This window comes from Halomonas sp. KHS3 (assembly GCF_000830495.1).
Taxonomy (GTDB): domain Bacteria; phylum Pseudomonadota; class Gammaproteobacteria; order Pseudomonadales; family Halomonadaceae; genus Vreelandella; species Vreelandella titanicae.
In genome coordinates, this window is sequence record NZ_JWHY01000002.1 from 914865 (window position 1) to 926451 (window position 11587).

The following is an 11587-nucleotide window of genomic DNA, read 5'->3' on the forward strand; positions in this document are numbered from 1 at the left end:
CAATGATTATTGTTGATACGGCGCTTGCCCAACGAGAGGCGCAGGGTAATCCCATTCGAGTGGGGATGGTCGGGGCGGGGTTCCAAGCGGGCGGTATCGGTCTGCAGATTATGACCGCTACGCCCGGGATGCGCCTTTGTGCGATTGCCAATCGTCATTTGGATGCAGCGATCAAAGTCTTCCAGCAAACCGGGATTGAGCCAGTCGCCTGCGAGACTCAGCAGGAACTTGAAGCGGCGATTGCGGCTGGGCGACCGGCAGTCATCGAGGATGCCGTGGCACTGGCACGCGCAGAGGGATTGGATGCAATTATTGAAGTCACTGGCTCGTTGGAGTTCGCGGCGCATGCCGTCCTGGCGGCGCTGGAAAGTGGTAAAGACGTCATTCAAATGAACGCGGAACTCGACGGCACGATCGGCCCCATCTTGAAAGTGAAAGCCGATGCGGCAGGGGTTGTCTACAGCTTTGCTGATGGCGACCAGCCTGGTGTACAGATGAATCTCTATCGGTTCGTCGCCGGGCTAGGCATTAAGCCGGTGCTGTGTGGCAACATTAAAGGCTTGCATGACCCTTATCGCAATCCGGCTACCCAGGAAAGCTTTGCCAAACGCTGGGGGCAAAAGCCGGCAATGGTGGCCTCTTTTGCTGATGGCACCAAGATATCGTTCGAACAGGCGATCGTCGCCAATGGAACCGGTATGCAAGTGGCGCAACGCGGTATGTTGGGCCCTGATTTCTCCGGTGGCGTAGCCGGTGGCCCTTTACTGCCCATCGAACAGGCGGTGTCGGCATTTGAGCCCTACTTGAACCCAGAGGAACCGGGTTTGGTTGATTATGTTGTTGGAGCGCAGCCAGGGCCGGGCGTATTTGTGCTCGGGACAATTGATAGCCCCCGCCAGCGCCACTATCTCGAACTCTACAAGTTGGGCGAGGGGCCGTATTACTGCTTCACAACGCCTTATCATCTGTGCCATTTCGAAGTGCCCACGTCCGTTGCCCGCGCCGTGCTGTTCCGTGATCCAGTGTTATCCCCCTTAGAGGGCCCGAGGGTGGGCGTTATCGCCATAGCCAAAAAAGCGTTGCGAGAGGGGGAAACAATAGAAGAACTCGGCGGTTTTGAAGTCTATGGTGTGGCGGAAAACATTGAGGTAATACGCAGGGAACGGCTGTTGCCTATCGGGCTAGCGCTTGGCTGCCAGGTAGTGAGGCATGTGGAAAAGGATGCGGCGCTAACCTTTGATGATGTGCGTATACCGCCCGGGCGGCTGATCGACCGTCTATATGCTGAACAGGAAGCTATGTTTGCCCTGGAGCCGATGTCGGTCGTTGCTGCCACTTTCACGGAGTAAGACATGCATTTTCATCAAACGAACCTCAAGGATGCCCGCCTGATAGAGCTTGAACCACATGGTGATGAACGCGGTTTTTTTGCCCGCACCATGTGCCGTGCGGAGTTTGAGCGCCATGGCCTGCTGAGTGATTTTGTGCAGCAGAATACCTCCTTTTCTGCTCAGCGAGGCACCTTAAGGGGATTGCATTATCAGCGCCAGCCCCATGCCGAAGCCAAACTGGTGCGCTGCATTCGAGGCGCGATTGTCGATGTCATCGTGGATATCCGTGAAGAGTCGGAAACCTACTTGCAGCACCAGTTGTTTGAATTAACCGCTGCAAACCGGCATCAGCTTTATGTCCCGCCAGGCTTTGCGCACTCCTTTCAGACACTGACCGACGATGTTGAAGTCAGCTATCTGGTCTCGGCGGCCTATCATCCTGAGTCTGAACGTGGTTTGCGCTATAACGATGAACGTCTCGCAATTGAGTGGCCGATTCCACCCACAGTGGTATCTGAAAAAGATGCTAGCTGGCCCTTAATCAGTGAGCGAAACGAAGCACTTTTTTAGTTATTGGCGAATAACTAGTAGCGAATCCAGGTATCAACCAAACACACACTAAAAAAGGGGCAGCGTGATCGCTGCCCCTTTGGGTAATACCTAGCTAGTGATGACTTATCAATCAGCTGGCTTTGCCACCAGCGAGCGAGTCTCTTCGCGAGCTTCGGTGAGCACTACGCGCAGCGGATCGCCAAGCTTATAACGCTCTTCGCCCTCGATCTGAATACGCCCCTCTTTATCATCAATGACCACTTTGCTGCGGTCACTGTGCATCAAGGGAGCAGGTACAAACGCCGTCGCGCCATTTTCCAGCAGACGAACGCGCATACCACCACGGTTGATGGCCATGATTTCGGCCTCAAACGTATCCTGGTTCTGCGCAGCGGGCGTTAGGTAACGCACGTAGAGCCAGTCTTTCACGTCGCGCTCGGCCATACGGTTCAGGCGGCGGCGTTCCGTCAGTTGCTCGGTGAGCTGCTGGGTCGCTTCGGCGGGGGCCTGTTCGCCTTTCAACACGCGTTTGATCAGGCGGTGGTTGACCATATCGCCATACTTACGAATTGGCGACGTCCAGGTAGCGTAGGCGGCTAGGCCCAGGCCAAAGTGTGGGCCGGGCTGGGCCGACATGCTGGTAAAACCCTGGAAGCGCCGCAGGCGCGCATCCAGCCAGGCGTCGTCGCGGCTTTCCAGTGCACGCTTAAGCTCGGTGTAGCGGGCAAGCTCGGTCAACGCCTCACGCTCGACCACAATTTCCTGACCTGCCAGGAACTCCTGGGCGGCTTCGGCTTTTTCCGGCTCGAACGCACGGTGCACGTTAAAGATACCGTGGCCGATATGCTGGGCCAGGAAATCCGCGCAGCAGGCGTTGGCCACAATCATCGACTCTTCGATCATGCGGTTAGCAATCCGGCGCTCTTCGGTGCGCACCGCCAAGACATTACCGGCGGGATCGAGATCGAACACATAGTCGGGGCGGTCTTTAAACACCAGCGCGTGTTCGTTACGCCAGGCGGTACGCGCTTCGGTCAAATCACGCAGCGCGGTGAGCTGCTCGGCGATTTCTTGTGCGGGCGCCCAGTCACCTTGACCTTCGATCCAATCAGATACGTTGTCATAAACGAGCTTGGCGTGGGATTTAACGTTGGCCGCAAAAAAGCGGTAATCGCCCAGGCTGCCGTCGGCGTTAATATCCAGCGTACAGGCCAGCGCAGGGCGCTCCTTGCCTTCCCACAATGAGCAGAGGTCATCCGCTAGCTGCTCTGGCAGCATAGTGACGTTTTGGCCGGGCAGGTAAACGGTAAAGGCGCGAGTGCGGGCTTCTAAATCAGCCGCATGGCCCTCTTCCACATAAGCGGTGGGGTCGGCAATCGCTACGCTCAACCGCCAGCCGCCTTCCGCACGAGTAGCCACGTGCAGCGCATCATCCATATCGCGGGTCTTCTCACCATCGATGGTGAAGAAGGGCGTGGGCGTTAAATCTTCGCGAGTCAGGCCTTCATCGATCAGCGGCCAGTCGGTGCCCGCATCGGGGCACTCTTGCTCCAACGCATGGCGTGCAAGTGTGACGCGCCACGGCACCGCTGGGTCGTCGCTTTTCGCGACTAGCTCATCAATCTGGGCAAAGAAAGCGCGGTCGTCGGCTTTTAGCGGATGGCGTACCAAGCGGGCAACGACCCAGTCGCCGTCAGCAATGGTGTCCTCATCAAGGCTGTTCTTTATCCGCGCCTTGATAATATTTTTAATCGACGGATGGTCGGGGACGACAGATAGGCGACCTTCGCGCTTCTGCACCCGGGCGACAAACCGATCAAGACCCGCTTCAATCAGCTTTTCCGGCTCAATGGACTTTTTGTCACCGTTCTCGTGAATCACGCCTTCCACGCGATCACCGTGAATCACCTGCTTCATGGCGGGCGGCGGCACGAAATAGGATTCACCGTCGTCGGTTTCGAGAAACCCGAAACCTTTGTCAGTAGCTTTGATCACCCCTTCAGCGCGGGGGGTGGTTTGACGAATCTGTTGCTTGAGCTGGGCAAGCATGGCGTTGTTCTGAAGCATGAGCTCAATCAGTTGGCGAGAGTTAGGGTGCCACTATACGGATTCCCGCAGGCTGCGCCAATTGTCGCTATGCGATGTTGGCCCTGATGTTGGCTTTGGTAATGGCGAGTCAAAGGCTTACATGCGCTCAAGGGAATCGGTTAAGCTGAATATTCATACTCACGGAGCGCGCTATGACACCTCGCTTAATTGTTTCTGACCTGGATGGAACCCTATTAGGAAGCGACCACACCCTGCACGAGAGCACCATCGAGGTGCTAAGAGCATTGGTGAAGCAAGGTCATCATGTCGCGCTCGCCTCGGGTCGCCACTACCACGATATGAAGGTCTTTCGTGATCAGTTGGACATTCCTGCGCACTTGATCAGCACCAACGGCGCCTATGTTCATGACCCCGAAGATACTCTGCTGGCGGCTAATCACCTTGAGCCTGAACATGCAAAGACGCTGATCAATCTGCCGCGCCCGCCTCAAGTACGGCTTAACCTTTATCGCGAAAGCGGCTGGCATATTGATTCAGAGGCCCCGCACTTATTATCACTTCACGCTTCTACCGGTTTTGGCTATGAAGTTGTGCCGCCCGCGCAAATGGACACTAACGGTGTAGGCAAAGTGCTCTATCTAGGCGACCCAAATGCGCTAAAACAGCTAGAAGCCCAGGCGCAAGACGCCCACGGCGACGGGTTTCATATCACCTACTCCACGATTGATTCTCTGGAAATCATGGCCGGTGGGGTCAACAAAGGCGTGGCGCTGTCATCACTGCTGGAACGGTTAGGATTAACGCCCGCCGATTGCCTAGCGTTTGGCGATAATCTTAACGACACCGAAATGCTCGATTTAGCCGGGGAGGCCCAGGTAATGGGCAATGCTCACCCGGCACTATTTGACCGTGTCACCGGGGCTGAGCGTATCGGTCACCATGGCGAAGCCGCCGTTGCCCAATGGCTGAAAAAGCGCTTTGGGCTGTAGGGTTACGTATTAATTAGTGGCTCTTAATTTCGTCACTTGCAGCGACTTGGGGCTGAGGTCAATCTGAAGCAGCTCAACAGCTTGGCCTAAAATTTGGCGAGCTGCCTGTTTGGGCAGAACAGCGGCTGGAGCAAGCAACGCCTGCGCAGTTGGATGAGTGGTCTGGAGCGATCTTGACCGCCAACTCCCTTGATGAGCTGTTCAAAAACTGACGTTACGCTTTATTTATTCGCTGGTGGTTTCAGCCAATCAAACAATTTCATTATAAAGCTACGTTCAGTGGGTTTTTCATCGTTCTTGCCAATAAAAGCCTCAAGCAGACTTTGATTAAGCTGTTGAGGGAGAGCTTTGGCGTCGGCCATGAGCGCTTCGCGTGAAATATCTTCCTCAGCGCTAGCCCGGATTTCTCACAGGGTATAAAAGAAAGCGGCTGAAAGTGTTAACGTTTCAGGGCCTTACACCAAAAACCAACACCAACAGCCGCTTCCAAAATGGTACCTGAAAAGCTGACCTTCTCGCCACTCTCTCGCCGCCAAATTGAAGCCGACTTCTCCGGGGGCCACATTACGTCGGACGCCGGATTACTCCTGCTTCGTGAAGTCGATAAACAGCATCGCCTAACACGCCGCTTGGCCGCCGTGCTTCATGATCCCCGCTCACCGGAACAGGTTCGTCATAAGCTCGACACGTTGGTTCGTCAGCGGGTGTTCGGTGTCGCCGCTGGCTATGAAGATTTCAACGACCATGAGGCCCTGCGCTATGATCAGGCCCTTCAGACAGCGCTCGGTGAAGAGGATACGCTGGCAGGCAAGTCGACGCTGTGCCGGGTGGAGCAGAACGCCGATCGGCAAGCAATAGTGAAGGCCCATGAGTTGCTGTGGCATCACTTCATTGAACAGCATGACGAACCACCCAAGGAGATCGTGCTGGACTTTGATGGCACCGACATCCCCGTGCATGGCGAGCAACCCGGCAAGTTCTTTAACCGTTATTACGATCACCACTGCTACTTCCCACTGTATGTCTTCTGTGGGCGCCACTTACTGGTGAGCTATCTGCGCACCAGTGACCGCAGCGACAGCCGCCATAGCTGGGCGATCCTCGCCTTACTGGTACGCTTTATCCGTCAATACTGGCCCGATACGCGCATCGTGTTACGAGTGATAGCCACTTTTGTCGTCCCCGGATGCTGAACTGGTGTGATCGGCATCACGTCGACTACATCGTGGGAATCGCAAAGAACAGCCGGCTGCTCAAGGAAGTGGACGTCCCCATGATGCTGGTGCGCAAGACCCAATGGCAGGTGGGAGGGAAAGTAGCGGGGACGTTCCGCTTCCAGTATCAAGCCCGCTCCTGGAAATACCCACGCTGGGTGGTGGCCCGCCTAGAAGAAGGTGAGTTAGGCTCTAATCCCCGGTTTATCATCAGCTCTCGTTACGATGACGGCTTCAAGCTTTACTACGAGCAGTACTGTGCCCGGGGTGACATGGAGAACCGGATCAAGGATCAACAACTGAGCCTGTTTGCTGACCGGACCTCCAGCACGCACTGGTGGGCCAATCAGTGGCGGCTGATCTTGTCGGGCTTCGCTTATACGCTGTTCGAGCGGTTACGGACTTACCTGAAGCACACGCCCTTCGCGCGCATGAGTCCAAGCAACCTGAGGCTCAAGCTCATCAAAGTAGGCGCGGTCATCCTCCGCAATACGCGCCGCATCCGGGTGTTGATGAGTGACAGCTACCCCTATAAAACGGCGCTATCCGATCTGGTCAGGCGGTTGGTGCCGAACTGACTGCTCGGGCGCCCCCGGCCCGACGCAATGGGGGAAAGGGGGAAGTGTGTCTGAAGGACGGAAAGTGGTTAAAAAGTAGCCGATGTAAGTCGAGCCAGTAGGTGTTTAGCGGTGTTACAGCCTGAGTGCGGTACTGGCTGAGGTACTATGAGAAATCCAGGCTAGAATTGCTTCGCATTTACTATTATCTCTTTTCAACTAACCGTTGAGTTAGCAAAGCGTTTACCAAGGTTGGCGAAGTCGTCACTTGACATCAGTATGTCAAAAATATCTTCAGGTGCCCCTTTGCCTTCGGCGCGGTGGGTTATAAAGTTGAAGTCCATCTCGATCAGGTGCTCAAGGCGTGGGGCATAGAAGTCGGGATATTGTGCCTGCATGATAGGGGGCAGCTCGTTGTAATTACCCAGCACTTCTTTGAAGAATTCTGTCATCTTGCCGGTTTGTTCATACTCCAATTTACCTCGAGCTATAACCGCTAATCTCCTTGCTGTTTCCTGGTCATACTCTTCTTTCCAGGCGGCTTTTCGCTCATTAGCCGTAAACGTGCCGCTATCATCATAAATAATCAGTGCAAGCTGATCTTGCGACAGGCCGCTAAAGGGGTTGCTGCCCCTTCCGCTGACAAAGGAGGTGGCTTGTTTTGCTCTATCTAATAGCTCGGGATCATCGGTGTTAGGTACTTCAGCGTCATATTTTGCACGGTGAAGATGAAAGTCCCGAGTTATTGGCTGGAGCAGTGCATCGGCTTTTTGCCCTAACGCTTTACGATCCAGGCTGGCATCACGCTCTTCGGCACGCAGGGCACTATCGCTTAACTGCTGAGCCAAAGTGGAAAGTTGGCTTGATGGCTTCGATGAACCAGAGGACGATGTCGTGCTTTCGCCTTTTTCGGTTCCTGTTGTTAATACGCCCTGAGTGCGGCTACCCGATGTAGATTGAGAGGTTACCGGAGTGGATGGCCCGATACCGATTGTCATTGCAATACCTCCTTGTGGCTTTGCTTAATCGCTATCAATATGTGGCCGATGATAGTGACGAAAGCGCTGGTTATTGCTCTATATCTACATTATTAATCGGCTAAGCAAACAAAAGCATTAAGTAAATATTGTATTTTTTTGTTAGCATTCTTATTAATACACAGAAATAGCGTAGCCACAGGTGATTTCATCATTAGTCGAAGGGGGCTTGAGGTGCACAGTTTCCTCGACCATCATCAAGGCCCAATAACGACAATAGCGTAGGGCTGAACCCGCTGAGATGACGACAACCCCTGCTACTTTGATTGTGGTCGACGATGACCCAGAGATTTGTGAACTGCTCGCGGACTACCTGGGGCGCCATGGCTATCGGGTATTCACAGCGGACGGTGCCCAAGCGCTGCATTCGTTGCGTGCAGAACACGCCCCCGACTTGCTGATTGTCGATTTAATGCTCCCCGGTGACGACGGCTTTACCATCTGCCGTGACGTCCGAAAGCACAGCGATGTGCCGATAATCATGCTTACCGCCAGTGCCGATGAGACCGACCGCATTCTTGGTCTGGAGCTGGGTGCTGATGACTACTTGGGCAAGCCGTTTAATCCCCGCGAATTGCTGGCGCGCGTCAAAGCGGTATTGCGACGCACCCGCAGTGCTCCACCAGAGTTGCCTGCGGGGCAGGCGCGCTGGGTCAGTTTTGGTAATTGGCAACTCGACCGCATGACCCGCGAGTTGATTGACCTGCAGGGCGAGCGCGCCGCGCTTTCAGGGGCTGATTTTCAGCTATTGCAGGTGTTTTTAGAGCATCCGGCGAAGGTGCTCACTCGGGATGATCTATACGCGCTTACCCGTGGGCGGGACGCGCCGCCGCTTGATCGCTCCATTGATGTCCACGTTTGCCGCCTGCGCCAACGGCTGGGTGAAGATGCCCAGCACTCGCAGTTGATTCGAACGGTGCGCGGGGCAGGCTATGTGTTAACCGCCCAAGTAGATGCATTAACGTGAGACGCGTGGAGTGGGCAACCATTCGTCGACGCTTATCCCGACGAGCTGCCCGCTGGCTGCCGGCGTCGCTGCGCGGGCGCTTCGTGATCATCATGATCGCCGGAGTGCTTGTCGCCCAAGGGGCCAGCTACGCCATCTGGACTTCCCAGGTGCGCTCCAGCCACTTGGCACAGCTTGATGAGCTGTCCACCAATATGGCGTTTAGCATCGCCTCCACCATGAAGTTTTTCCGCTCACTGCCCGTTGATTACCGCCATATTGTGCTCGATCAGCTGCGTAATATGGGTGGCACGCGCTTTTTTGTTAGCGTCAACGAACGCAGGCTGGCCATCGACGATATCGGCTCCGGGCCGGAAAAACAGGTGGTGGTGAACAATGTGCGCTCGGTGCTCACCCAGCAGCTCAATATCGACGACGTGATTGTCGAGTTCTCCCGCCCGGAAAACCTGCGTGTGCTCAATAACGAAGTACTGCTTTACGACCTACCGCCCCGCTGGGGGCAGCACAGCCTGCTGATGGAGCCACTCTCGCCGCCGATTTTAGTGGTCCAACTGGAGCTTGCCCCAGGCACCTGGCTCTATGTTGCCACGCTGCTGGGCGTACCCGATATTTTCAGCGGTTATCGCTGGCTTTCTGAAGAGCGTTTGCTGGTCGGGTTACTGGTGCTGCTGAGTGTGCTGGCGCTTTCTCTATTGGGTATTACCAGCGTGACCCGGCCACTGGCGCGGCTTTCACGGGCAGCGAATCAGTTGGGCGATGATTTGGATATGCCGCCACTACGGGAGAGTGGCCCCAAAGAAGTGGCCGCCACCGCCGCGGCGTTCAATCGTATGCAGCGGCGTATTCGTGAGCAGATTGAGGAGCGCGAACGGCTGTTTTCAGCGATTTCCCATGATTTAAAGACCCCCTTAACCCGCATGCGCCTGCGCGCTGAGATGCTCGATGACGACTATCAGCGCGAGCGTTTTTGCGCCTCATTGGATGAGCTGGATAGCTTGGTTAAAGGTGCCTTGGCCTCGGTAAAAGGCTTAGACCTGCATGAGGAACCCGCGCCCGTTGATCTAACGCACCTGCTCGAAGAGCTGGCCGAAGAGCTTAGCCTTCAGGGTGGTAAGGTCACTATCGAGATTAAAAGTGGTTCTCTTATCGCGCCGCTGATTGTCAAACCGGTAGCGCTTAAACGCTGCCTGGCAAACCTGCTTGAGAACGCGGTGTTCTATGGCAAGCAGGCCGATGTGCAGCTAATAGATCACGGTAACGCGGTCACCATGCGTATTCGTGACCACGGCCCAGGTATACCTGAAGAGCAATTGGGGCGGGTGTTTTCGCCCTTTGTGCGCCTGGAGCCCTCACGCAGTCGACACACGGGTGGTAGCGGCCTCGGGCTGGGCATTGCCCGGCATATTGCCCGTGCCCATGGCGGCGATATCACGCTCGCCAACCATGCTGATGGTGGGCTGGTGGTGACTCTCTCGCTACCCCGCCAGGAAACTATTACAGGTTTGTAATAAAACCCCAACACTATGCAGTACTCGGTAACTCCCGTTGACGCTTGCCTTGGCGTAACCTCTTGGATGTCGAACGTCCGAGAGGACAATAACAATATAAGGAGTTACTCCATGTCGACGCTTAAGAAGACGACCCTCGCGCTTGCTCTGGCAGGTGCCACGCTAGCCACCACCGCTCAAGCGAATGAAGTTGAAGTGCTGCACTGGTGGACTTCCGGTGGTGAAGCTCGCGCTGCCAACGTGCTTAAAGAGTTAATGGAAGCTGAAGGCTACGGTTGGCAGGACTTTGCAGTGGCAGGCGGCGGCGGTGAAACCGCCATGACGGTGCTTAAATCTCGTGCCATGTCGGGCAACCCACCCTCTGCAGCTCAAATCAAAGGCCCCGAAATTCAGGAGTGGGGTGAGCTTGGCTTGCTCGGTGACCTGAACGGCGTTGCCGATGCGGAAGGTTGGGATGAACTGCTGCCGGAAGTCGTGGCCGATATCATGCGTCACGACGGCAAATACGTGGCGGTACCCGTCAACGTGCACCGGGTAAACTGGCTGTGGGCCAACCCCGAAGTGCTCGAAGCGGCAGGGGTAGAGATGCCCACCACGCTGGATGAACTATTCGAGGCAGGTGAGGCTATCCGAGAAGCGGGCTTCGTACCGCTGGCTCATGGCGGCCAATCCTGGCAGGACGCTACGGTCTTCGAAAGCGTACTGTTAGGTGGTCAGGGTAGCGAGTTTTATCAGCAGGCATTGGTAGAACTAGACCCTGAAGCCCTGGGCGGCGAACAAATGATCGATGCCCTTGAGGACTTCAAGCGTACCCGCGAGCTGATGGATGAAGGCATGCCCGGGCGTGACTGGAATGTTGCCACGGCAATGGTGATTGAAGGAGTGGCTGGGTTTCAGCTGATGGGCGATTGGGCCAAAGGGGAGTTCACTGCGGCCGGACTGACCGCCGGGGAAGATTACCTCTGTGCCGCAGCGCCGGGCACCGAAGATGCGTTCACCTTCAATATCGATAGTCTGGCCATGTTCCGGGTCAGCGACGACGAGGAGCGCGAAGCGCAGCAAGCGTTAGCCCGCCTGGTGCTTGAGCCTACTTTCCAGGAAGCGTTTAACCTTGCCAAAGGCTCGATTCCTGCGCGGCCTGATCTGGACATGAGCGAATTCGATAGCTGTGCCCAGCAGTCGTTGGCTGATTTCCAGCGCACCGCTGAAGAGGGTGGCCTAGTGCCCAGTATGGCTCACGGTATGGCCGTACGTGCGGATATACAGGGTGCCATTTTTGATGTGGTTACCAACTACTTCAACGACGCCGATATGCCTGCTGAAGAAGCGGCAGAACGTATGGTGAGCGCTGCCGAAGCGGCCTCTTTCTAGGCTTTTCTAGCG

At 55.6% G+C, this 11587-nt stretch carries 9 protein-coding genes and 1 pseudogene; 7 read left to right on the forward strand and 3 right to left on the reverse strand.

Features of this window, described 5'->3' with window-relative positions; genetic code table 11:
* Positions 1 to 2 precede the first annotated feature (2 nt).
* A complete protein-coding gene (locus RO22_RS06345) occupies positions 3 to 1349 on the forward strand; it encodes an NAD(P)H-dependent oxidoreductase (RefSeq protein ID WP_041157864.1) in 1347 nt (448 codons plus the stop codon).
* Between the two features lie 3 nt (positions 1350 to 1352).
* The gene (gene rfbC / locus RO22_RS06350) at positions 1353 to 1901 is read left to right on the forward strand and encodes a dTDP-4-dehydrorhamnose 3,5-epimerase (RefSeq protein WP_041157865.1); all 549 of its coding nucleotides are present in this window, start codon (positions 1353 to 1355) and stop codon (positions 1899 to 1901) included.
* 108 nt (positions 1902 to 2009) lie between these two features.
* On the opposite strand, the gene RO22_RS06355 is transcribed toward rfbC, so the two are convergent.
* Positions 2010 to 3950 (reverse strand): exoribonuclease II, encoded by a 1941-nt coding sequence (locus tag RO22_RS06355; protein ID WP_041157866.1) that lies wholly within the window; start codon positions 3948 to 3950, stop codon positions 2010 to 2012.
* A gap of 173 nt (positions 3951 to 4123) precedes the next feature.
* Between RO22_RS06355 and RO22_RS06360 the strand changes: the two genes are divergently transcribed.
* Positions 4124 to 4921: a Cof-type HAD-IIB family hydrolase gene (locus tag RO22_RS06360; RefSeq protein ID WP_022520455.1), complete on the forward strand. Its 798-nt coding sequence runs from the start codon at positions 4124 to 4126 to the stop codon at positions 4919 to 4921.
* A 221-nt stretch (positions 4922 to 5142) separates the two neighbouring features.
* Here the strand turns inward: RO22_RS06360 and RO22_RS24655 are convergent, their stop codons facing one another.
* Positions 5143 to 5283, reverse strand: coding sequence for a hypothetical protein (locus RO22_RS24655; protein WP_158414233.1), 141 nt, complete (start codon positions 5281 to 5283; stop codon positions 5143 to 5145).
* A 129-nt stretch (positions 5284 to 5412) separates the two neighbouring features.
* On the opposite strand from RO22_RS24655, the pseudogene RO22_RS06365 reads away from it, so the two are divergent.
* Positions 5413 to 6713, forward strand: a pseudogene (locus RO22_RS06365) (IS1380 family transposase).
* 194 nt (positions 6714 to 6907) lie between these two features.
* Here the strand turns inward: RO22_RS06365 and RO22_RS06370 are convergent.
* Positions 6908 to 7690 (reverse strand): hypothetical protein, encoded by a 783-nt coding sequence (locus RO22_RS06370; RefSeq protein ID WP_022520453.1) that lies wholly within the window; start codon positions 7688 to 7690, stop codon positions 6908 to 6910.
* Positions 7691 to 7970: 280 nt separating this feature from the next.
* Here RO22_RS06370 and RO22_RS06375 point away from each other — a divergent pair, with 280 nt between their 5' ends.
* From RO22_RS06375 to RO22_RS06385, 3 genes are all read left to right on the forward strand, one after another.
* The gene (locus tag RO22_RS06375; protein ID WP_009287305.1) at positions 7971 to 8696 is read left to right on the forward strand and encodes a response regulator; all 726 of its coding nucleotides are present in this window, start codon (positions 7971 to 7973) and stop codon (positions 8694 to 8696) included.
* Positions 8693 to 10204, forward strand: a complete 1512-nt coding sequence (locus RO22_RS06380) for an ATP-binding protein (RefSeq protein ID WP_022520452.1) — start codon at positions 8693 to 8695, stop codon at positions 10202 to 10204. Before RO22_RS06375 ends, RO22_RS06380 begins: the two co-directional genes overlap by 4 nt.
* Positions 10205 to 10315: 111 nt before the next feature.
* Positions 10316 to 11575, forward strand: coding sequence for an ABC transporter substrate-binding protein (locus RO22_RS06385; RefSeq protein WP_022520451.1), 1260 nt, complete (start codon positions 10316 to 10318; stop codon positions 11573 to 11575).
* Positions 11576 to 11587: the final 12 nt, after the last annotated feature.

What these genes read in the sequence shown, in the direction of transcription:
- RO22_RS24655 (WP_158414233.1), bottom strand. Translation starts at nt 5,283, where the DNA reads ATGGCCGACGCCAAAGCTCTCCCTCAACAGCTTAATCAAAGTCTGCTT.
- rfbC (WP_041157865.1), top strand. Translation starts at nt 1,353, where the DNA reads ATGCATTTTCATCAAACGAACCTCAAGGATGCCCGCCTGATAGAGCTT.
- RO22_RS06385 (WP_022520451.1), top strand. Translation starts at nt 10,316, where the DNA reads ATGTCGACGCTTAAGAAGACGACCCTCGCGCTTGCTCTGGCAGGTGCC.
- RO22_RS06355 (WP_041157866.1), bottom strand. Translation starts at nt 3,950, where the DNA reads ATGCTTCAGAACAACGCCATGCTTGCCCAGCTCAAGCAACAGATTCGT.
- RO22_RS06375 (WP_009287305.1), top strand. Translation starts at nt 7,971, where the DNA reads ATGACGACAACCCCTGCTACTTTGATTGTGGTCGACGATGACCCAGAG.
- RO22_RS06360 (WP_022520455.1), top strand. Translation starts at nt 4,124, where the DNA reads ATGACACCTCGCTTAATTGTTTCTGACCTGGATGGAACCCTATTAGGA.
- RO22_RS06345 (WP_041157864.1), top strand. Translation starts at nt 3, where the DNA reads ATGATTATTGTTGATACGGCGCTTGCCCAACGAGAGGCGCAGGGTAAT.
- RO22_RS06370 (WP_022520453.1), bottom strand. Translation starts at nt 7,690, where the DNA reads ATGACAATCGGTATCGGGCCATCCACTCCGGTAACCTCTCAATCTACA.